The organism is Butyrivibrio sp. TB, from assembly GCF_900110805.1.
In the GTDB taxonomy this organism is placed as follows: Bacteria; Bacillota; Clostridia; order Lachnospirales; family Lachnospiraceae; genus Butyrivibrio; species Butyrivibrio fibrisolvens_C.
On the sequence record NZ_FOER01000025.1, the window covers coordinates 38,938 to 62,467 of the forward strand.

Annotated in this window: 19 protein-coding genes; 2 read left to right on the forward strand and 17 right to left on the reverse strand. The window is 39.5% G+C overall.

Annotated elements, in window-relative coordinates; genetic code table 11:
• Nucleotides 1-38: 38 nt before the first annotated feature.
• From BMX21_RS15355 to BMX21_RS15385, 7 genes are all read right to left on the reverse strand, one after another.
• Nucleotides 39-1,013, reverse strand: coding sequence for a carbohydrate ABC transporter permease (locus BMX21_RS15355; protein WP_022754922.1), 975 nt, complete (start codon nt 1,011-1,013; stop codon nt 39-41).
• A 141-nt stretch (nt 1,014-1,154) separates the two neighbouring features.
• The gene (locus BMX21_RS15360) at nt 1,155-2,591 is read right to left on the reverse strand and encodes an ABC transporter permease subunit (protein WP_022754923.1); all 1,437 of its coding nucleotides are present in this window, start codon (nt 2,589-2,591) and stop codon (nt 1,155-1,157) included.
• A 122-nt stretch (nt 2,592-2,713) separates the two neighbouring features.
• Entirely contained in the window at nt 2,714-4,519 is a 1,806-nt protein-coding gene (locus tag BMX21_RS15365; protein WP_092045702.1) for a sensor histidine kinase, read from the reverse strand.
• A 162-nt stretch (nt 4,520-4,681) separates the two neighbouring features.
• Complete coding sequence (locus BMX21_RS15370) at nt 4,682-5,095, reverse strand: hypothetical protein (protein ID WP_092045704.1); 414 nt, start codon at nt 5,093-5,095, stop codon at nt 4,682-4,684.
• A gap of 208 nt (nt 5,096-5,303) precedes the next feature.
• Nucleotides 5,304-5,924: a uridine kinase gene (udk, locus tag BMX21_RS15375; RefSeq protein WP_022755458.1), complete on the reverse strand. Its 621-nt coding sequence runs from the start codon at nt 5,922-5,924 to the stop codon at nt 5,304-5,306.
• A 274-nt stretch (nt 5,925-6,198) separates the two neighbouring features.
• Nucleotides 6,199-7,224, reverse strand: a complete 1,026-nt coding sequence (locus tag BMX21_RS15380) for a transglutaminase domain-containing protein (RefSeq protein WP_022755457.1) — start codon at nt 7,222-7,224, stop codon at nt 6,199-6,201.
• Nucleotides 7,225-7,301: 77 nt separating this feature from the next.
• Nucleotides 7,302-8,150: a hypothetical protein gene (locus tag BMX21_RS15385; protein WP_022757848.1), complete on the reverse strand. Its 849-nt coding sequence runs from the start codon at nt 8,148-8,150 to the stop codon at nt 7,302-7,304.
• A 405-nt stretch (nt 8,151-8,555) separates the two neighbouring features.
• Between BMX21_RS15385 and BMX21_RS15390 the strand changes: the two genes are divergently transcribed.
• Nucleotides 8,556-9,218 (forward strand): response regulator transcription factor, encoded by a 663-nt coding sequence (locus BMX21_RS15390; RefSeq protein ID WP_022755455.1) that lies wholly within the window; start codon nt 8,556-8,558, stop codon nt 9,216-9,218.
• 34 nt (nt 9,219-9,252) lie between these two features.
• The gene (locus BMX21_RS15395; RefSeq protein ID WP_022755454.1) at nt 9,253-10,467 is read left to right on the forward strand and encodes a sensor histidine kinase; all 1,215 of its coding nucleotides are present in this window, start codon (nt 9,253-9,255) and stop codon (nt 10,465-10,467) included.
• A gap of 3 nt (nt 10,468-10,470) precedes the next feature.
• Here BMX21_RS15395 and rsgA read toward each other — a convergent pair whose 3' ends face one another.
• The 10 genes from rsgA to BMX21_RS15445 form a co-directional block, all read right to left on the reverse strand.
• Entirely contained in the window at nt 10,471-11,388 is a 918-nt protein-coding gene (gene rsgA / locus BMX21_RS15400; protein WP_022755453.1) for a ribosome small subunit-dependent GTPase A, read from the reverse strand.
• Nucleotides 11,389-11,399: 11 nt separating this feature from the next.
• Nucleotides 11,400-13,448, reverse strand: coding sequence for a Stk1 family PASTA domain-containing Ser/Thr kinase (pknB, locus tag BMX21_RS15405; RefSeq protein WP_092045706.1), 2,049 nt, complete (start codon nt 13,446-13,448; stop codon nt 11,400-11,402).
• Nucleotides 13,445-14,185 (reverse strand): Stp1/IreP family PP2C-type Ser/Thr phosphatase, encoded by a 741-nt coding sequence (locus tag BMX21_RS15410; RefSeq protein WP_022755451.1) that lies wholly within the window; start codon nt 14,183-14,185, stop codon nt 13,445-13,447. The genes pknB and BMX21_RS15410 overlap by 4 nt, the downstream gene beginning before the upstream one ends.
• 48 nt (nt 14,186-14,233) lie before the next feature.
• Nucleotides 14,234-15,316 carry a dual-specificity RNA methyltransferase RlmN gene (rlmN, locus tag BMX21_RS15415; RefSeq protein WP_051199459.1) on the reverse strand — a complete coding sequence of 361 codons (1,083 nt, stop codon included), beginning with the start codon at nt 15,314-15,316 and terminating at the stop codon, nt 14,234-14,236.
• Nucleotides 15,317-15,454: 138 nt separating this feature from the next.
• Nucleotides 15,455-16,858 carry a 16S rRNA (cytosine(967)-C(5))-methyltransferase RsmB gene (rsmB, locus tag BMX21_RS15420; protein ID WP_092045708.1) on the reverse strand — a complete coding sequence of 468 codons (1,404 nt, stop codon included), beginning with the start codon at nt 16,856-16,858 and terminating at the stop codon, nt 15,455-15,457.
• A complete protein-coding gene (locus BMX21_RS15425; RefSeq protein ID WP_092045710.1) occupies nt 16,858-17,550 on the reverse strand; it encodes a zinc metallopeptidase in 693 nt (230 codons plus the stop codon). Before BMX21_RS15425 ends, rsmB begins: the two co-directional genes overlap by 1 nt.
• 104 nt (nt 17,551-17,654) lie before the next feature.
• On the reverse strand, nt 17,655-18,584 hold the full coding sequence (gene fmt / locus BMX21_RS15430) for a methionyl-tRNA formyltransferase (RefSeq protein WP_092045712.1): 930 nt from the start codon (nt 18,582-18,584) through the stop codon (nt 17,655-17,657).
• The gene (gene def, locus BMX21_RS15435; RefSeq protein WP_207647649.1) at nt 18,584-19,075 is read right to left on the reverse strand and encodes a peptide deformylase; all 492 of its coding nucleotides are present in this window, start codon (nt 19,073-19,075) and stop codon (nt 18,584-18,586) included. Before def ends, fmt begins: the two co-directional genes overlap by 1 nt.
• Nucleotides 19,076-19,145: 70 nt before the next feature.
• Nucleotides 19,146-21,533 carry a replication restart helicase PriA gene (gene priA / locus BMX21_RS15440; protein WP_177174066.1) on the reverse strand — a complete coding sequence of 796 codons (2,388 nt, stop codon included), beginning with the start codon at nt 21,531-21,533 and terminating at the stop codon, nt 19,146-19,148.
• A gap of 470 nt (nt 21,534-22,003) precedes the next feature.
• Nucleotides 22,004-23,494 (reverse strand): UDP-N-acetylmuramoyl-L-alanyl-D-glutamate--2,6-diaminopimelate ligase, encoded by a 1,491-nt coding sequence (locus tag BMX21_RS15445; RefSeq protein WP_092045716.1) that lies wholly within the window; start codon nt 23,492-23,494, stop codon nt 22,004-22,006.
• Between the last annotated feature and the right edge of the window lie 36 nt (nt 23,495-23,530).

Genomic DNA, 23,530 nt, shown 5'->3' on the forward strand with positions numbered 1-23,530 from the left:
CTTTTTCACCCTCCTGTGATATTAAAGTTTATATTGCATTATCCCTTTACTGCGCCCATCATGATACCTTTTTCAAAGTACCTTTGCATGAATGGATATACGCACAATATCGGAATTATTGTTACCATTGAAATAGTATATTTTATAACTTTACCGTTGAGCGCTGATTCAAGTACTGTCTGGCTTATACCTGATGTATTACCGGAAGACATAAGCGCTGCAAGGTTTGATGTTGTATTAAGGTAGATGTAAAGTCTGTGCTGCAGAGTATAGAGCTTTGGAGCAGACTGCATGAGAATAAGTGAATCCTGAAATGAGTTCCACTGGCCTACTGCACCAAAGACAGCTATTGTAGCAAGGATAGGTTTGGACAAAGGCCATATGATTGATGAGAAGATCTTCATCTTGCTGGCTCCGTCAAGCTGAGCACTCTCTTCAAGCTCTGCCGGTATGGAAGATTCTATGTAAGTCTTGACCAAAATTATGTTGTAGGGAGCTACGATTCCCGGGATTATATACGCCGCAAAGCTATTGGTAAGTCCCAGCATAGACATATTCAGATACCACGGGATGATACCTGCATTAAAGTACATTGTAACTATTATGAATCTGTACCATACGCTTCTGGCCCACATCTCTTTTTGTGTTACAAGATATCCTACAAAACCGGATGCTGTTACCATTAGTAATGTACCGATAACTGTTCTTGCTACAGTAACTGATGTAGATAAGAACAGATCATTAACTGCCATAAGTCTTACATAGTTACCAAAATGGATTCCTTGCGGTAAGAAGTTGATAAGTCCCTTTCTAACCAGTTCATTGTCTGAAATTGTATTAATGAAAAGATAGTAAAAAGGAAAAATACATATCAGTGTAAACAGAGCAAAAACAAGGTAATTGATAATATTGAAAATGATATCTCCGGCTGTTACTCTTCCGGGCTTTTTATGCTTTTTGTAATAGAGCCTTTCAGCTTTTTCATCAGCTCTTTCCTGTGCTGTTTTGGCCATAAGTTTCTCCTTATAAGATAAGCTATCCACTTGGGATAATACGTTTTATATATTTGTTTCCTGTCACAATCATCTATATCAGGTTCAATCAGATAGATATACTTAGACAATTTTTTTGATCATATAAGCATAAATGGCGTATCAAACGATTGTCTCGCCTCGTATAAGTTTGGATACGTTATTGGCAGTAAACAAAAGGATCACTGATACTACGGATTTGAGCATACCAACTGCTGTTGAGAAGGGGATAGCTCCGTTAACGATACCCATTTTGTATACATACAGATCCAGAACCATGATGTCTGTTGTATTGGTAGAATTTTCAAACACAAGGTACTGATCCATACCATTGGACAAGATTCCTGCGATAGACATAAGAAGCAGTACATAGAATGTAGGTAATAGCCCTGGAACTGTTACGTGCCACATCCTCTGGAATCTTCCGGCTCCGTCAACAGTTGCTGCTTCATAAAGCTGCTGATCGATACCTGATATTCCTGCTATATAAATGATGGCGCTCCAGCCAAGTCCTTTCCAAAGGCCCCACATAAGCATCTTGAGCCATACATAGTCGCTGCTCATAAGGAAGTTCTTGCCCTGATCCCAAATTCCAAGATTTATCATAAGAGAACTGATAAATCCATCCGTTGAGAAAATTGAGAATGCTATGGCAAAAACCAAAACCCAGCTTATAAAGTTAGGAATAGTTGTAAATGTCTGCACGAATCTTCTGAATCTTGAATTCTTGATCTCCGAAAGGAAGATTGCAAAGACCATAGGCATCCAGCTTGTGAGGATACCAAGGAAACTCATTCCAAGAGTATTCTTCATAACTCTTATCATGTCTTTTCTTGTGGCTGCATTTCTTACAAGCTGTGTGAACCACTTAAAGCCTACAAAGTTCTCCATAGAAAGTGTGTCACCTGACTTGTAATCAAAAAATGCATATCTCCAGCCAAAAAGTGGTAGGTAACTAAATACAAATGTCAGAAGTAAAAAAGGCATAAGCATAAGGAAAAGCCTGTATTTGGTCTCCATATAGAATTTCTTTTCCTTAGGGGCTTTATAAGATATGATCAGCTCATATACTGATACTATAAGCATCACGATGAGAATTACTAAGAGCCCATAATAAAATGGCGGGAATGTTGGCTCTATCTTCTCAGGCTTCTTGGTAAGCGAAACCTGTGTATATGCTATATAGATACCCTGAAGAGCTGCCAATGATACGACACTTCCAGCGGTACTTAATATATTGCCCAGGCGTTTGCACTTGTTATTGCCAATAGATAGGCAGGCACCGATACTGCAGGCAAATATACCGATACATACAAGAAGACTTGAAATATTATCAAGTCTCATCGTGCTCTCCAGTATCCATTCCTTCCTAAAAGCACGGCCGAAGTTATCTATGAGCGTTCCATATGAAAATCCGGCAGTTAAGAGTGAAATACTACGATTGACCATGCCGCTGATCCTTGCAGGGTTAACAGCAGGCAAAAAGATAATGACGAATAATAACATCGCGACAATGCGATAGACATAATAAATCTTGTCAGATATTTTTGATTTTCCCACTTTGTTCCTCCCAGTCAGTAAAAAAATAAGTACTGAACCATACATCAAAAGTGTAACTTTTTGAGGTCTGATTCAGTACCTAAACTATTTAACTAAAAATACGGTAATTTTTAAACATTAGTTTAATTATGCCGGATTTGTATGGGAACATATAAATTAATGACTGTTCCTACGCCCTTGGTGGAATCTATAGTCATTGTATAGGGATCTTTGTACTTTAGTTTGATTCTGTTATAAACATTGGATATTCCAATACTGCTGCCGTCATCAGACGGCGTCTTGATACTCTCTTTAAGTTCACTTAGCCTTTCTGCTGACATACCTTCACCATTATCTGTCACGGTTATCTTCAAAGCACTTTTAGAATCTTTTTCAGGGCTTTCCAACATAACTTTTGTAATGTCTACTCTTATGATGCCATTACCTTCTTTTTCCCTAAGGCCGTGTTGTATTGCATTCTCTACAAGAGGCTGGATTATCAGAGGCATGGTCGTGACAGACTCAGGATCTATATCATCATCTATATGGATCTCATAGCCCACCTTGTCGCCAAATCTCATCTTCTGGATAGAAAGATAATTCTCTACATGGTCAAGAGAACTTGCAAGACTTACTTCATCGCTATTGCCCTTATCAAGGACAAATCTTAACATCTTGCCAAGGATCTTGATGGCCTTTGCAACCTCCCTGTCACCTGCAGTTACTGCTTTCATCCTGATAGTTTCAAGAGTGTTATACAAAAAATGCGGATTGATCTGACTTGTGAGCATCTTAAGTTCCATCTGACTCTGCCTGCTTAGAAGCTCTTTTTTGTCAAGCTGCGCTTTATACATCTGTTCATTTTGCTGTTTGATCTCATGGGCTGTGATGACAAGATCAGAGAAAGCTTCTGATATCTCATCCTCTCCTTCAAGGGAAGGTACGATATCATACTCTCCGCTTGATACCTTGTGTACAGCACTTTTTAAAGTCACAACTCTATCAGAAAAATATCTTGAGAAAAGCCTCAGTATCTCATAAGGCACTATAAGAGCCAGCAAGAGGATTATTATGATAAATACAAGTATCACAATAAATCTACTTATAGAATTATAATCAATAGTAGTGATATATAGTCTGGAATCTACCCTGTAAGCAGAAAGAGTATTGCCATTTAGCATGGACATACGACCATTTATGCGCTTAGTACCCTGATAGGTATAATGCTCCTTGCTGTAATCTACAGGTATAAGGTTCGTCAGCTCCTGCCCATAATATGAATTGTCAGAGCAAAAAGATACGCTGCCCTCATTGACAGATATCACCACGCTATACTGCTGCTCTCTAAGCCTGGTCCTTAAGTAGTTATCACTAAGCCTCATTACAAGAACCGCATGATACTTGGAATCTACAAGAGGGATCTGCCTGATAAGGCAGATATTATAGTAGGTCGTCCCATTCTCATCCTGCCGAGGAAGCCCTTCCCAGAATGCAGCCTTACGGCTTATAGCTTTCTGATACCATTTTGAATCCTTGATGGTATCCGTAGCTTCATAGAACTGCCTATAATCCTGAATGTAGGGATTGTCAGAGTAGATCTCTACACTTTCTATAGCAGTATATTCATAGTTATAACTGTCTATTATATCTATTTCATCTATAGTATCTTTTTCCTGATCAAAGCTTGTATATTCACATGACAAAGTATTCCACATGGACTGACTGTAGGCAAACTTCTCTGATATGTTATAAGCCTGAGTAGTTATTTCAAAAAGCGTTGTAGACACCCTCTGCCCATAAGATTCCAAGAGATTTCTGTTATATCCCGTGAACATAGAAAATGTACTGACAAGCAAAATAGTGCCTATAATACCAATAGGCACCAATCCTGCGATCATATATATTGATAATAACTGCTTTTGAATATTACCCTTGCTAAACCATTTCATATACAATACCCTTTACCGGATTAATATAACGGTGTTAGTTTACCACAAATAAACCGTTAAAAGAGTATTATTTAGCCAAACTTCGCACTTGCCAAACATACACCACCCTCCGAGGCAGAGCATAAAAAAGCATCAGACACACGGCCTGATGCGGGATTATACTTAGGTAACGTTTTTTTGAGGTTTGAACACTTTTTTTACTATTATCACATTGATAATTGTCAGGATCATGAAGAATACAAAGCCTGCTGTAGATACTCCTTCAGCCATCTCTCTGGATGTATACCACTCAGGGTCACTTCCATTAGCACCGACTGAATCAACGTTCAGATATATCTTAACAGTATCTCCTATATCATAATCATATCCAACTATCTTGTAGTATCCATCTTCATTTTCACCTTTCATATAATCGGAAGTTCCTCTTACGCCTGATCCAATCTCATATTTGTCGATTATAGTCACTCTCTCGCAGTCAATATCCTTTTCTCCGAAAGTATCTATACCATATCTTACTGTGCTGAAGATATTGAAGATAAGCATTAGTACAAGTATTACTTTTATTACTTTTTTCATTAATATTTTTGTCCTTTCTTTGCTCCAATTCTATTACATAAACTTTTGCTATTATACCTACAATAATGAGCTTGTAAATAGTTTTCTGACGAATTACACATTTCATCCGGCAGGTGACATTTTTATGCGATAAAAGGCAATCAGAACCGCCGCAATAAAGGTCATAAAATAAGCCGATGCATTCGCATCGGCTCTGATACTAATATGTTTAGTTTTCTTCTATAAGTGAATTGATCTTGGTTGCCATAACATCAAGAGCCATGTCATTCATTCCACTGTTGATAACAATATCTGCATACATCTTGGTAGGCTCTACATAGAGATAGTGCATAGGCTTAACTGTTGTCAGGTACTGATCTACGATATTGTCTATATCTCTTCCTCTTTCCTTAACATCGCGAACTACTCGGCGCAGGATTCTCTCATCTGCGTCAGCTTCTACGAAAATCTTAATATCCATCTGATCGCGAAGTCTCTCATCTGCAAGTACAAGGATACCTTCCAGAAGGATGATATTACTTGGATTTACAACTGTAACTTCATTTGAACGATTGTGCTGTGTATAGTCATAAACAGGACACTCAATTGACTTGCCTGCCTTAAGCATCTTAAGGTGCTCGAGAAGAAGGTCTGTTTCGAATGCATCAGGATGATCATAATTGATCTTTTTCCTCTCTTCAAAGGGAAGATCATCATGTGCTCTATAATAGTTGTCATAATAAAGGACAGTTACCTGATCCTTGAATATATGTTTGAGTCTGTTGGTAAAAGTGGACTTACCTGAGCCGGTTCCTCCTGCGATTCCTATAATAAACGGTGTCTTAGACATCTTTATTCCTCCTGAAAATAACTATAACTTGAAGCATGAATGCTGACTATCTGATCAAAGATAAAATGGGCATAAAACACAATCCATAGATTCCTGTTTTTCTTCAAAAAAATGAGAATCTATATGTTCATGATTAAAGAACATAAAAAATCATCGCGATATAGAATATCGCAAAATGCGTTGTATAGTCAATACCTTAATATAATTTGAGATAAAATCCCTAATAATTATACTATATCTGAGGATTATTTAGCTAAAAAGCTAGAACGTTTGGTCAAAAAATCACAGTATAAGACGCACTATTTTTGCGCGTAATTCCGTTTGTACTTGACGTAGCAGAGATTTTATAGCAGTCTTCTCCCAGGTTTTTCTCCATGGCAGGATCAAATACGTAGTAAGTTCCGTCAATTTCTACCTGAACCCAGGCCGCAGACTGGCTCTTACCTTCGCTATCTGTGATCACACCAACTATAACTCTTGTCTTGTAGCCAAGGCTTGCAGCTATATATGCAAAGGCCGCAGACATGCCGTAAGAGTCTCCTACTTTGGTTGAAAGAGTCGATAGAGCTTTTTCACCGGTCCAGTTACCTGAAGGTACATAGAAATAGTCAGAGTACGTGGTATTCTCTATGAGACTATTGTAGCAGCTTCTAAGCTGTTCATTCTGTCTCATCTTGCTATCTGTATTGTCTGTTACAAACTGCGCTACAACGAGCATGAGGCCGTCATTGACAGGCATTAGATTGCCTCTGCCATCATCCCACATGACTCCGCTATCAGTATAAACAAGATGCGGATTTAATATATCCTGCTCTGCTGCTCCTGCTTCGCTATTGTAGGCTATAGTATTCTCTACCTGCTTCTTAAGATCCGTCTCTACTCCGTCGAGGGCATCTACTCCTATAGTGACCACAGAATCCGGTATATATGCTGACTTTCTTGCCTGAGGGAAACACAGAAGGGTTGTGAGCTTCTTATCATAAAGGCATCCGTCATAGGATGAATAATAGCGGTTATTCTCACTAACTGTGATCTCTTTGAGATTGAACATGTTGACAAAAGAATTGCTGGATATCTGGTTAACATTCTGCCCTATATGGATAGCTGTTATTTTCTCAGGCTTATCAAAAGTATTGACTGTAATAGTAGTTAGTTCTTCTGCTTTTGAATAAAGGGGTGTATTTATTACAACAAGAATAGCCGCAAGGATTACCACTGCGGCTTTTCTAGTCATTTTCAATAATTTATTTAGAGCCAAATATTTTTTTACTGATATATTAGTAACACTTGTATATGACATGCAGCCTCTTGTCAGCTTCCCTGCTTATAGATTTAAAGCGCGATCCCTTCGCACACTATATAGCCTTTGTCAGCTTATCAATATACGCTGAACATTGCTCTTACATCAGCATAGCTTATCTCTTTGCCATCGCCGCCTTCAAGTGAACTCTTGCCATAGCCTGCAACGCCGTTTATACCATCTGCAAAGCCTTCCTGACCATCTACTATGACTCTGCACCACTGATCAGCGTATGTTCCTATATTGGCATGCTCCCAGCGTATTCCAAGATAATCAAGGATAAGTCCGAGAGCTCTTGTAGCACCTTCGCTTGAATATTCGCGTGCTACAAATACTCCATAGGCTGTTCTATAATTCTTGCCTGATGTTGTATATGTACCGTCATTGCAGTATGCCTGGACTATTCCGGCAGCATATGCACATTCAAGGACTTCTACTCCTGTTCCTTTTTTGGGAGTATAGTTTGCAGCTGCCTTTTTGATCTCAGTGGCTATCTGTGAAGCTTTGCTTCTTGCTATCTGTTCCTGTTTGGCACTCATGCCTCCGTTATCATGCTTGTTTATATCAATTACGGATACCGAATCGTCTCCGGATGGTACTACGACTTCTTCTGTAGCTATAAGCCTGTTGGCTATCCTTCCTTCAAATCTTCCATAAAGGGCATAGTGCATGATAAGCGCATATGGGTCCATTCCAAATGCAGCTCTTATATCCGCATAGTTCATGTAATAACAATAGGCATCATATTCTGCGCTATAATCAACGCCATTATATACAGTAGTAGCTGACAGAAGTATCTCATAGGGATCTTCTGCTCGGCTGACTATGGATGTACTTTCAAAAAACATTATCATCGTAAAGGCAGTTACAATGATTATAGAGACTGCTTTTTTTATTATTGATCTAACTGATTTGGATTTATTCATAAAGACCTCCCAAAATCGATGTGCTCACTCGTTTATATTTTCTTAAATCGTCCACTATGGTTATCGGCTTAATGAGATATTTTATTTATCATGACATTCAATTTATTATTACGTTTTAAAACCACTGCTTATGGTAATCTTGATTTAAGATTTTTTTCAGCAACTGATGATATGTTGTAGAATGTATGATGGAGCTGTGCATAGAAAGACTTTACTTCTTTCTTTTTTTATATAGTACAATTATGTTAGGACCGGTCGTAAAGATATAGGGCTACATAAACATATGTCTTTTCTAGATAATAAAGCTAAAATTCATATGTTCTAAAAACTGTAACTATTACCTGAAAACACATAATGATGCAGGTGTCCAAAGCATCTCTGGGGCGCCTTAAATGGAGAATACATATGAGAATTCTTGTTGTTGAAGATGAGCAGATTCTGGCAGACTCAATAGTAGAGCTATTAAAATCAAATAACTACGAAGCAGAAGCTGCTTATGACGGTGTAGACGGACTTGATAAGGCACGCCTGCAAATATATGATCTTATAGTTCTGGATGTCATGCTCCCAAAGATCAATGGTTTTGAAGTTGCTACTACTCTTCGAAGAGAGCACAATGGAACCCCTATTCTAATGCTTACCGCAAAGTCTGATCTGGATGACAGAGTAAGAGGCCTTGACAGCGGCGCAGACTATTATCTTACAAAGCCTTTTGAATCAAGAGAGCTTATCGCCTGCATACGCGCTCTTACAAGGCGTCAGAAGGACCAGGTGGACGAGATAACCTTTGGAGACCTTAGACTTGACCTTACAGGCATAAGTATGAGCTGCGGAGCAGAAAGCATAAGACTATCTTCTAAGGAGTTCGATGTGCTGCGACTTCTGATGCAGGCCGGAAGCAGCAACATTCCAAAATCAAGGATTCTCGATCAGGTATGGGGCTATGACTCAGAAGCTATTGAGAATAATGTAGAAGTATATGTGGCTTTTCTTCGTAAGAAGCTTAAAAAGTTGGGGAGCAGCGTAAACATATGCGCAGTTCGCGGCGTTGGGTATCACTTGGAGTGAATACCAAATCTATTTGGGACAAAGGATTGATTATATGATCAAAAGATTACAGCAAAGATTTATCGTAATAATGATTATCATAGCCACGATACTACTTGGAATTCTCTTTGTAAGTATCCCTATATTAGAATCTAATCTTGCAAGAAGCAATGCTTCCAATGCTCTTAATGTTATCCTTGATAAGCCTGAGGAGATCCTGTCTCCAAGGGACAATCCTTCCTCGCTTACATATTCCGCTTTTTATGTCAATCATGTAGGAACTATCACAAGATACTACAGCATGCAGTACAGTAGAAGCCAGCTCGAACAGATCTATCGAGAGATACAAAGTGATTATTACGGGGAATCAGACTTTATGCTTGAAAACTCCCACCTTTACTACAACTATTCAAAGTCAGCTGCAGGAACCTGGTATGCTATTGAAAGTTCCATGGAAGATGAATTATATACTGATTCTCTTTTCAGAACATGTATGCTAATGTACGTAGTATCACTTGTCATTGTAAGTATTATGACCATATATCTTTCAAAATGGATAATAAAACCTACGGAATTTGCCTGGAACCAGCAAAAACAGTTTATAGCAGATGCATCTCACGAGCTCAAGACTCCTCTGACAGTCATCCTGACCAATGCAGAGCTATTGAACAAAACAAAAACCTCTTCCACTTCTCAAAAGAAATACATTTCAAACATACTCACAGAATCTCATCAAATGAAGACTCTTATAACCCACCTTCTTGATCTTGCCCGTATAGACAGGGGTATACCAAAAGAAAACTTCATTCCTGTAGATATTTCCGGACTAGTTACAGATGAGTCTTTGGTTATGGAAGTTGAACTTTTCGAAAGAGGCCACCTGCTTGAAACAAGTGTAGATGAAAAACTTTTTGTCAAAGGTGATCTCAGCAAACTTCGTGAAGTCATCGATATTCTCCTTGATAATGCCGGAAAATATGCTTATGACGGCACAGCCATCAAGATGTCACTCTCAAAGCAATATTCTTCTAATATTCTGTTATCTGTGTCCAACAAAGGTGACAAGCTTTCTGATAAGGAGCTTAGAGATATTTTCACAAGATTTTATAGGACAGATTCTTCCAGGTCTCATAATGGAAGCTATGGACTTGGCCTATCAATAGCCAAGGAGATCATAAACCAGCATGGTGGTATGATATGGGCAGAATGTACAGATGATGAGATTATATTCAAAGTAAAACTCCCTATGCTTTGCTTACACAGGGAGTAATGATCACATTGGTTTTCTTCCTTCTTTTCTGCCATAGACAGGCTTGGCATTTTTCAGTTCATCATAGAGGACTTTATAGTTCTCGTATCTGATACGGGATATAAGGCCTTTTTCTACAGCTCTTTTGACGCCGCAGTCAGGTTCTGTAATATGAGAACAGCCTCCAAATCTGCACTCCGGCTCATAAGCTTCGAATTCAGGATAATATAAGGGAAGTTCTCTGGTAGTTACATCTTTAAGGTACAATGAAGTAAATCCGGGCGTATCCATGATATAGGTATCAAGACTTAAACCTTCTACATGAAAGAGTTCTGAATGTCTTGTGGTATTCTTACCTCTTTCTATTTTTTTGGATAATTCTCCTGTTTCCATCATAGCTTTAGGATGCAGGAGATTTATAAGAGATGACTTACCTACACCACTTGGTCCTGCAAGTACTGTAGTCTTGCCCTTTAGAAGGCTCTTAAGTTCATCTATTCCATTGCCGTTTACAACGCTTATGAAAAGGACCTTATATCCGCACTTCTCATAGGTTTCTTCCAGTTCTCTTTGCTCTTCTTCACCTGCTATATCCTGTTTATTAAAGCATATGATAACCGGAAGATTCTGCTGTTTCATCATTATAAGGAATCTGTCCAGAAGGTTATAGGATGGATCCGGATGAACTATTGCAAATACTATAAGAGCCTGATCAACATTTACAACAGGTGGTCTTAATAATTCATTCATGCGTGGAAGGATCTTTATTACATTGCCGGTGGCATCATCTTCAGATACTACATCCATAAGAACGTCATCACCTACCAGCGGCTTAACCTTCTGTTGCCTGAATATACCTTTTGCACGGCACTCATACAGCTTGCCGGAAGGAGTATCTATATAATAAAAACCTGCTATTCCTTTTATAATCTTTCCTTGCATTAAATCTCCAATTATTGCATCTGCGTAAGCGAAACTGTCCTTGTTACTGACTGTGTCACAGTTCCAGACTCGGTATTGACTACAAAACTCATCTCAAGAGTTGCAGTTGTTGAGGATGTGTACGCCTGATTCTGACTCTGTATCACAGATATAGGAAAAGAACTTGTAGCAGAACTGAACAAAAGTGTTCCGTCAGCTGCTGTTATCGTAACATTAACTGTAGTTCCGCTTGTATAATAGGTGTTCTCTGTAGGTGCTTCTATATTGCCTACAAATACATATGCTGCTGCCGCCTTAGGTCCTACAGAAACCTCAAGATTGATCGCTGAGTCTGTGGATACTTTGGTTCCCTTGGCAGGAGTCTGATTGATCACAAGATCTGTAAGTGAAGCATCTTCATTATTGACCATAACTACATTGATATTGCTGTTAGAAAAACCCATCTCCACGAGCTCAAGTCTTGCCGAAGCTTCATCAAGACCTATAACACTAGGCATTACAACTTCATTAGCACTAGACTCTGAAGAAGCGGTATCAGATGCAGCCATATGCGCACCTGTACTTACTGTTATGGTAACTGTAGTTCCGCTTGCCTGCCTTGTATCCTTTGACGGAGTCTGTGCTACAACTACATTTTTAGCTTCAGAACTTTCATTATCATCTACTTTTTCAACTTTAAACCCCTTGTCCTGAAGGGTAGTCTTGGCTTCTATGTAGGACATGCCTACAACATCAGGAACTATGATCCCTGATGCATCAGATCCTGCTGCCTGAGTAGACGAAACGGTAGCTGAGCTTCCTGTCGTACCTGCCCCAAAAAGCCCCATGTGTCCACCTACAATAAAAGCAATGATAACAAATACAAGTACAACTGCAACTACAGCCATAAGTATCATTATCTTGTCAAGACTATCGTCTGATCTGACGTCTTTCCTTTTCTTGCTGCCGGGTCTGTAGGATCTGTCATAAACGTAATCACCTTCATCGTACTCATCACGATAATTCTTGTCATTTGATGTACGCTGTGAATTAGGGCTGCTCTGTATATCCCTGCTATTACGGTTGTTCCTTACAGTTTTGATCTGATCATCAGAACCTATCGTGCCGGTATCGTTTAGGCGCATCTCACCTGTTTTACCGCCCTGAGGGTTACCATTTCTGATCATCTCCTGCTCATCGTCAGATGCTATTCTGGTAGCACCTTCTTCATCAGGATCAACAAGTACCACAAAATCTTCATTAGGTGTGATAAGTGAGCGCTTCAGATCCTTAATAAGATCTGTAGCATTCTGGTATCTGCGATCAGGAGATTTCTGGCAACACTTAAGGATTATCTTCTCAACACTTATAGGAAGATCCGGAGCATAAATAGAAGGAGACGGGAACTGTTCCTGAATATGCTTTATCGCAATAGCAACTGTTGTATCGCCGTTAAAAGGAACACGTCCTGTTACCATCTCAAACAAGGTTACACCAAGCGAATAGATATCGCTCTTGGCATCAGAAAAACCACCTCTTGCCTGTTCAGGAGAAGTGTAATGAACTGATCCCATTACATTTGAAGTAATAGTATTACTGGACGCAGCCTTGGCTATACCAAAATCAGTAACCTTGACCTTGCCGTCCTTACTGATCATGATATTCTGAGGCTTAATGTCACGATGGACTATGTTGTTCTTATGAGCAGCATCGAGTCCCATTGCGACCTGTATTCCTATACTTACAGCTTCCTTGACTGTAAGTCTTGATTTCTTTTCAATATATTTCTTTAAAGTTATTCCATCTACAAGCTCCATTACGAAGTAGTAGACTCCCTTATCATTGCCTACATCATAGACATTGACAATATTTGGATGCATCAGGCCAGCTGCTGCCTGTGCTTCAGAACGAAACTTCTGTACAAAATTCTGGTTCTCTGAAAATTCCTGCTTCAGTACCTTGACTGCAACAGGACGATTTAATTTATGATCAAGTGCTCTGTATACATCGGACATTCCGCCAGTTCCGATTTTTTCCTGAATTTCATAGCGGTCGCCGATGATCATCCCGATTCTAATCATCTATCTTCCTCCGAGATTTCAATAAGGATAACTGAAATGTTGTCTTTACCACCATTCTCATTGGCAGCATTTACAAGTACTCGGGCCTTATCCTCTATCTCACCCTGCCTGTTGACTATATCCCTGATTGCATCATCGCTCAGCATATTAGTAAGACCATCTGAACACATCAGTATAATATCGCCAGCATTAATCTCTTCCTGGAAAAAGTCGATATCCAGTTTGTCTGTAGCTCCTACAGCTCTGGTTATTATATTCTTGTCAATGTGATTACGCGCAGCTTCTCTGTCGATACCACCCATTCTGACCATCTCTTCAACAAGAGAATGGTCTCTGGTAATCTGTCTGATGTTATCGCCATTTATGATATATAATCTGCTGTCTCCGATATTGGCTACCTGCAGAAAATGTCCCATTATAGTAGCTGCGACAAGAGTCGTTCCCATACCTTTCATACTAATATCTTCTTCTGCAACGCGGCGAAGCTTGGCATTAGCATTCTGTATAGACTGATTCAGAATCTTAACAGGGCTCTGTTCAAAAGAGCCTTCTATTCCTTCAACTATTTTATTCACACTGAAACGTGACGCATAATCTCCTGCATTATGTCCTCCCATACCATCAGCAACAATAAAGAGATTGGACAGATTTCCAATTCTCTCTTGGGATTCAAATACATAATCCTGGTTCAGCTCGCGTTCTTTTCCAATGTCAGTTATGGAAAACGATTTGATCAAGATACTCCTCCATCCGGCCGTAATTGAGCCGAGATTAAAATTAGCAGGTCAATTTTCGTTAAGGTGTCTTCTGCGAAGCTGTCCGCATGCACCGTCAATATCCCTGCCCATTTCCCTTCTTATAGTAACATTTATTCCGCTTTTTTCAAGTTTATTTTTGAAAGCAAGGGCATTCTCCCGTGTCGGAGCCGCAAAGTCACGCTCTTTGATCGGATTTACAGGGATAAGGTTTACTATTGCATTAAGACCTTTTAAAAGTTCTGACAGTTCCTGGGCATCTTCCGTAGTATCATTAACTCCGGCTACAAGCGAATACTCAAATGTAAGCTGTCTTCCGGTTTCATTAAAATAATAGCGACAGGCATCAATAACATCAGAAAGCTCATACTTATTGGCTATAGGCATAAGTTTCTGTCTCTTCTCCTGATTTGAAGCATGTAAAGACAGGGCAAGATTGATAGAAAAATGTTCTCCTGCAAGCTCTCTGATCTTAGGAACAAGGCCGCATGTAGACACAGTCAGATTCCTCTGGCTCATATTCATACCATCTTCACCTGTAAGCATACGTATAAATACCAGTAGATTGTCATAGTTATCAAGAGGCTCACCTGAACCCATTACTACTACGTGAGATATCTTCTGTCCTGTGATCCTGGAAATTGCATATATCTGATCCAACATCTCTCCGGGCATCAAGGATCTTACTACGCCGTCTATAGTAGAAGCACAGAATCTGCATCCCATACGGCATCCAACCTGAGATGATATACATACGCTGCAACCAAACTTATACTTCATAAATACGCTTTCGATGACATTGCCATCAGAAAGTCCGAAGAGAAATTTCTTGGTCTCATCAAGCTTAGATTCCTGAACATCTACTACTTTTAGCGATGTATAGGAATACGAAGCTTTAAGCTTTTCTTTGAGAGACTTTGGTATATTGGTCATCTCATCATAGCTTCCTGCCATCTTTTTGTGCATCCATTCATAAAGCTGCTTAGCACGAAACTTAGGTTCGCCAAGGCTTATGATAGCTTGTGTAAGCTCTGGAAGAGGCATTGATTTTATATCAGGAAGTGTATCTGATATTTTGTTATCTATGTTGTTGTCTATATTACTATCATTCATTACTTTTTTCCTATTTTGGGATAATGCTCATATTACTTTTAATCCCATTATTCTATATTACTTTAAAGCTGATATCCTTAACTAATCGCTTGTATTCATATCACGATCTTATTATGTTCTGAATATCAGATCATGTATTCAGACTCTTCTAAGCTTAGCCAAAAAGAATCCATCTGTATCGTATACTCCAGGCAGAAGCTGAAGGTATCCTTTTGAAAGGCTTTCTTCATTTCTAAGCGCAGAAGGAACAGACATAGTAATATCCACTCTTTCAAAGGGCAGATTCTCACAGATATAATCAACCATCTTCTCATTCTCATAAGGGTTGATAGTACAGGTCGAATACATCATGCTTCCGCCAGGTTTTACATAATTCCAGACATTTTCAAGGATCTTTTGCTGTAAACAAGAGAGCGATTTAAGTGACTTTTGGGATGCACCATACTTTATATCGGCCTTTCTTCCTATAATTCCAAGACCTGAACATGGCAGATCGCAGTACAGAACGTCAGCTTTATTTTCAAAAGCTTCATCATGTTCCAAAGCATCATGAACTTCAACAGTCACGATATCAGAAAGCCCCATTCTATCAACATTTTCCTCGATTATTCTTGTCTTAAAGCCAGTAAGATCCCGGGAATAGACATGAGGTTTTTCATCACAGGGCTCAGCGTTTTTTTCCAATGCTGCAAGCTTAGCTGCAGCATGCAGGGCTTTACCTCCGGGAGCACTGCACACATCTATTACGACATCTCCTTTTTTAAGACCTGCAACTTCACTTACAAGCATCGAGCTAACGTCCTGAACCATCCAGTTACCTTCTTCATAACCTGGCAGATACTGGATATTATCTGTGTGTATCAGCTCATATGCATATGGAAGAAGTTCATGCTGCTTGATAGCAAAATTGTCTCCGGATTCCTCTATCATAGAGTCTGCAAGTCTTTTCATTTCCTCCTTGGACAGTCTCTCGTCCATCCTGATGGTTACAGGACGCGGATTTAAAAAAGCTTTAAGAATGTCTTCTGTCTTATCGTATCCATAATTTTTAAGGAAAAGATTACATATAAACTCTGGCATGGAATAGGTTACAGAAAGGCTGGTGATCTGACTTTTTTTATCCTTTTTTGAAGGCGCAGGAAAGGTTATCTTATCCTTCTGCCTTGAGATATTTCTAAGAACACCGTTTACAAATCCCTTGAGATTCTTAAATCCTCTTTTGCCTGCCAGATTAACTGCTTCGTTGATCGCAGCGCTGTCAGGAACCTGATCCATATAGAAAATCTGATACACACTCATCCTAAGAAGACTTCTTATGAGTGGCTTTTGCTTTGCAGTTTTGACACTTGCAAAGCTATCTGTTATATAATCAAGTGTTATACGACGTTCAAGACTTCCCTGGGCCAGCTTTTTGATAAAAGCTTTCTGCCTGGGCTCCAGATAGTCATATTTTCCCAGAACATCACGAATAAGGGAGTGCGATGCATCTCCCTTATCTGTTTCCATTATTATATCAAGTGCTATTTCTCTTTCACTAATCATTATCTTCTTCTGTTGTCCCTAAGTATAAGGAGTCTAACAAGACTCATCACAGATGCAGCGGCTGCTGCAACATATGTAAGAGCTGCTGCGGTGAGTACTTTCCTTGCTCCGCCAACTTCTTCCTGTCCCATCATTCCGTAGCCTTCAAGCATTGAAAGTGCTCTTCTTGATGCGTCGAATTCTACAGGAAGTGTTACTATCTGGAATAAAACTGCAAGTGAGAACACCCAGATTCCTATAGTTGTTAACGGCTCAAATGCAAGTATAAGTCCAAGTATTACAATATATATACCAAATCTTGATCCGATGTTGGCAGCCGGTACCAGAGCTGTTCGGATCTGAAGCGGAACATATCCTGTCTCATGCTGCATTACATGTCCGCACTCATGTGCTGCTACGCCAAGCGCCGCAACAGATGTAGAATTGTAGACAGAATCAGAAAGGTTAACTGTCTGTGTCCTCGGATCATAATGGTCTGTAAGTTCACCTCTTACATGCTGTACCTGAACGTTCATCACATTGTTGGCTTCCAGGATGCGTCTTGCTGCTTCTGCGCCTGTGAGCCCTCGCATATTAGCAATCCTTGCATATCTGTTGTATGACGATTTTACATTCCAGCTTGCCAGAAGACTTAGAAGCGCTCCGGCGATTACAAGAATATATGTCCAGTCAAAATAATAATAATAACCCATTATAATACCTCCTTATGGCTCTATATCTACGGTCACGAGTCATATTATCATGTAAAGATTTAATCTTAAGTCTTTTATTTTTTATGTTGACTTATTATCTTCTATCAATTAAAAAGCTGGCCTGCTTCCAGATGGCTCCCTCTCATGAAATCACCTGCCGGCATACGCTTTTTGCCTTCAAGCTGAACTTCATGAACTTCAAGACTTCCTTTGCCTGTTGCTACCATAAATGTATTTTTGGATACTTCAAATACTTCGCCGGCCTTTGCATCAGATGTCTTATCAACAGGTCTTGCCTTCCAGATCTTAAGAGTCTTATCTCCCATATGTGTATACGCACTTGGCCATGGATCCATAGTTCTTATAAGTCTGTCTATATATGCTGCATCCCTGGTCCAGTCGATCAGTCCCATCTCTTTTGTAAACTTACCAACTTTGGTTGCCTTATCATTATCCTGAGGCACAGGTGTAAGTTCGCCTTTTTCTATCTTGGGAACAGCTCTTACTATCATATCGCCGCCAAGTTCCATAAGCTTGTCAAAAAGAGTACCTGCTGTATCCTCATCAGTGATCTCAAGACTTTCCTGCATGAGGATATCACCTGTATCCATCCCTGCATTCATCTGCATGAGTGTTACACCGGTCTCTTTGTTGCCATCAAGAAGTGCCTGCTGAATAGGAGCTGCTCCTCTGTACTTAGGAAGGAGTGATGCATGTATATTAACACATCCAAGCCTTGGAATATCAAGAACCTCCTGAGACAGTATCTGTCCAAAAGCTGCTACTACATACAGATCTGCCTCTATATTTTTAAGATATGCAACACTATCTGCTGCCTTTATCTTCTCAGGCTGATATACCGGAAGATTTTTTTCAAGAGCAAATTCCTTAACAGGAGAGCATACGAGCTTACCGCTTCTTCCTTTTGGTTTGTCAGGTTGTGTGACAACACATACTATTTCATGTCCTGCTTCATAGAGCTTTTTAAGTGCATATGCAGCAAAATCAGGAGTTCCCATATATACTATTTTCATTAGTTTTCGTCCTTATAAAGTTCTTCGTTATCTACAAGTCCTTCTACTCCGCCGGCAACCTTTTCTACATACATATGTCCATCAAGGTGTTCGCATTCATGGCATATTGCACGTGCAAAGAGCTCTTCTGCTTCAAGCTCGAACTCGTTCATGTCACGGTCAAGAGCTTTAACTCTTACATGATTAGGTCTTGTCACAACGCCGCTCTTACCCGGGATTGAAAGGCATCCCTCGTATCCGGTCTGCTCTCCGCTTGTCTCAAGTATTTCAGGATTGATAAATACAAATGGGTCTTCACCTGTGCAGTCGATGACCATGATTCTTTTAAGAATACCAACCTGAGGAGCTGCAAGTCCGACACCGTTTGCTTCATACATTGTTTCGAACATATCATCGATAAGTTCCTGTATTGAATCTGTCATCTCTCTGACAGGCTTGCACTTTTTTTCAAGTACATCATCACCAAATTCACGAATCTGTCTTATTGCCATTTTATACCTCCAAATAATCTGTGCAGCACTTTTGCACATACTAAAACATTAGTTGTTAATAAAAATATCATTAGAACCCGTTTATAGGGTCAAAATCAAATTGTACCGAATATCCGCGGTATTGTCCAGCTTCTATAAGTCTAGCGGTATATCGTTCGATTTTGTCCTTCATCCTAGTTAATATAGCATAATCCGCCGACTTAACATATATAACAAATCTGAAAACATCATTAATTTTTGATATATTAGCTGCAGCAGGTCCTATGATCACCGGTTTTGCGCTTTCCATAAGGCTTCCATTAACGTAAGCAGACATTGTATCATTACCTGTATCCAAATTAAGTCTGTGGTTATAAAAAGCATTAAACATAGCATCTTCAGTGTCAATTCCTGCAACAACAGGTTGTTCCAGAATAGTCCTAAGTCTGTTGGCAAAGCTAATACCGCTGTCTTCATATCTTGAAGTTATCTGTACTGCCATCATATGCGCTACAGGAGGATATGCAAGAAGTCTTCTATATGCAATCTCTTCATCATAAAACGCTTTATAATCCTGCCTTGCAGCTGTCTGTATGGCATAGTGATCAGGCTGATAACTCTGCACGATTACTTTGCCGGGAAGTTTGCCCCTTCCTGCCCTTCCTGCTGCCTGAGTCAGTAACTGGAAAGTTCTCTCTGCTGCCCTGTAGTCATTGGCATATAGAGACATATCAGCAGCCAGAACGCCTACAAGTGTAACCTTAGGAAAGTCATGTCCCTTAACTATCATCTGCGTTCCTATAAGAATATCGGCTTCTTCATTAGAAAATGCTGTCAGTATCTTCTGATAGGAGTCTTTTGTTCTGGTCGTATCCGCATCCATTCTTAGGACTCTGGCCTGCGGCCAATATTTTAACACTTCCTTTTCTATCTGCTGGGTACCAGCTCTAAAGGCTGATACATACTTAGATCCGCATTCAGGACAGATTCTTGTTACAGGTTCCGAATATCCGCAGTAGTGGCATACCAGACGTCCCCCTTTATGCTCTGACAAAGATACATCGCAGTGCGGGCATTTAAACACATGTCCGCAGCTTCTGCAGGATACAAATCCGGCAAGTCCCCTTCTGTTTATGAAGAGCATAAGCTGTTCATGTCTTTGGAGCCTATCCTCTATTCCCTCTCTAAGACTTCTTGAAAAAATAGACCTGTTACCGCTTCTAAGCTCATCTCTTAGATCAACGCATTCTACTTCCGGAAGTGTTCCGCCGGTAAGTCTTTTGGTGAGTTCAAATAGTTCGAATTCACCTGTAATAGCTTTGTAATAAGCTTCAAGAGAAGGCGTCGCACTTCCAAGTACTACGCTTGCGCCTCCTTTGACAAGCCTTGACAGCTCTATAGCAGCTTCTCTTGCATGATACTTTGGCATCTGCTCCGATTTATATGCCGGCTCATGTTCCTCATCTATTATTATAAGTCCAAGATTACTAAATGGAGTAAAAAGAGCTGAACGAGGACCTATTATAATATCAAGCTGTCCGTTTCTTGCCCTTTCAAACTGATCAAATTTTTCACCCGGTGAAAGAGTCGAATTCATAACTGATACTCTGTCTCCAAAGTGACGATAAAATCTCATCAGGGTCTGATAGGTCAGTGAGATTTCAGGAATCAGAACTATCGCCTGCTTGCCACGCTCTATAATCTTTTCAATCATACGAATATAGACTTCAGTTTTACCGCTTCCTGTGATCCCATGAATCAGATAGGTCTTCCTGATATTGTCATCATAATCATTCATGACCTTATCAACTACGTATTGTTGCTCATCCGAAAGATTCAGCTTCTTTGCTGTTACTTCACTTATGTTTACAGGATTCCTGTAATATTCTTCTTCTGTTACGCTTATAATGCCTTTATCCTTAAGGCTTCTGATCGTAGCAGCAGAAATGTTGAGTTTACCTGTTACAAGCTCATAAGGTATCCTCTCACCAGGTTCCGACAAAAGCTCAGAAAGGAGCCTTTCCTGCGCTTTCCTGTTTTTGGACTTGCATTCATAGAAATACTCTCTAGCCTCACGCTCAGCCATTTTTAGCGATATATATTTATGCTTTAGAGCGGCCTGCTTCTTATGTGCAGGAAGTACTGTCTTAAGAGCTGCATACATGGTAGAGCCATACGTTTGTTTCATCCATACAGCAAGTTTTATAAACACATCCTCTGCCGGCAAATTCTCAGTAGCAATACCTTTTATCTCCTTGATCTTATCAGGATCAAAATCTGCTGTGTCCGTTAGCTCCATAACATAACCTGTACGTACATTATTACCTCTTCCAAAAGGTACAAGTACGCAGGTTCCTATATCTATACTTCCGCGAAGATGATCGGGAATCTTATAACAGAAGGTTCTGTCAACCTGTTCATGAGATATATCTATTATTATTTTAGCAAATATCAGATTAGATTCTGTTGGAATATCCATTATAACCTCATGTATTCAAATTAATCTTTTTAGTCAAATTCATTACATGACTCATATAAAAGCCGAATTTATTATAACAGACACTGGGACATCTTACTTACATAATTTCACATAAAGAATCTATTGTAGAATATAGAGCAGTGTACTGACTCATTCATTTTTAATCAAATACGAAAAAACATCGCACTAAATAAATCTTCTGGAATTATAAGTTTGAAAGTGTTCCACTTTCAAACCCAAATTGGTGCCTTTAGCTCCACCAATTTGAACCATTAGTCACTCGCTTTGCTCGCGACATAAGGTTAAAAAATGGAGAAACAGGATCTTTTTTCCTGCTCTCCATTTATAAGAATTGTATAAAGCTCTTTTTAAAGACTACCCCCAATGCCTTGTGTCAGTTATTTAATACTTTCATAGGGTATTGGATAAATGGCAAGTGACATTTTCATAAGTAGTTGGTTGTAATACACTTATAAGCTGCGCTCTTTCATTATATCAGCTATAAGATCTCTCTCGTCCATGGGATACTTGACTCCCTTGATCTCCTGATAATCTTCATGACCTTTACCTGCCAGAATGATGATATCACCCTTCTGAGCATTATCTATTGCATAAGCGATAGCTTCTTTTCTATCAGGGATCTCAACATACTTACCATCAGTCTTCTTCATACCTGTCTCAATATCATGAATGATATCAAGAGGCTCTTCATACCGTGGATTATCAGAAGTAATGATAGTAAGATCAGCTAATCTGCCACTGACTTCACCCATCTCATAGCGACGAAGCTTGGATCTGTTGCCGCCACATCCAAATAGACATACAAGCCTATTAGGGCGATAATCCTTAAGTGTTGACAGAAGACTCTTAAGTGCCATTGCGTTGTGAGCATAGTCGATCATGAGAGTAAAATCATCTGATACCTTGACCATCTCGATACGACCTTTGACTTTTGCATTCTTAAGAGCACTTGTTATCTCTTCTTCAGTGCAGCCAAAATGTCTGGCAACTGCTATTGCGCATAGCGCATTATAAACTGAGAATTTACCAGGTGTACGAACTTCTGCATGAAGTTCTATAAGTCCCTCTGTATCAAAGAATACTCCAAGCTGTCCCGGTTTTCTGATATATGCAAGGTTGATAGCTCTAAGGTCAGCTTTTTCAGAGAATCCAAAGGTTTCAAGCTTGCAGGTATGACCTTCAACAACCTTCTCCATGTGCTCATCATCTGCATTAGCAATACCAACTTTACATTGCTTGAACAAAAGGCCCTTGCAGTGCATATAGTCTTCAAAATCCTTATGTTCATTAGGGCCGATATGATCAGGTTCTATGTTAGTGAAAAGTCCAAGGTCATATACAAATCCCTGACTTCTGTACTGCATAAGCGCCTGAGATGATACTTCCATAACAAGGCTATCACATCCTTCATCTACCATCTGTCTCATATACTCCTGAAGATCATATGATTCCGGAGTTGTATTCTTGGCAGGAATATGTTTATCTCCTATTATAACTTCAATAGTTCCGATAAGACCTACTTTATGACCTGCATTTTCAAGCATACTCTTTATAAGATATGTTGTAGTAGTCTTACCTTTAGTACCTGTTATACCTATTGTTTTAAGGCTCTGTGCAGGATTTCCAAACCATGCTGCTGAAATAAATGCCATTGCATATCTAGTGTCCTTAACTTTGATCACAGGCATTGTGCAACCATCCGGAAGTTCCACATCATCCTGTACAAGGATCGCTGCAGCTTTTTTATCAGCAGCCTCTTTTGAAACACTATGACCGTCAAAGTTTGCTCCCTTTATGCACATAAAGAAGCAACCTTCTTCAATTTTTTTAGAATTATTGACAACTGACTTTATCTCTATATCAGAGATATCAGCTTCCCTTCCGGTATTACCTTCATATGCTTTATATTCTAATTTAGAAAGCAAACTCTCAAGCTTCATAAGTGTATCTCCTATTTTTGTTATTGTTATCTTGCA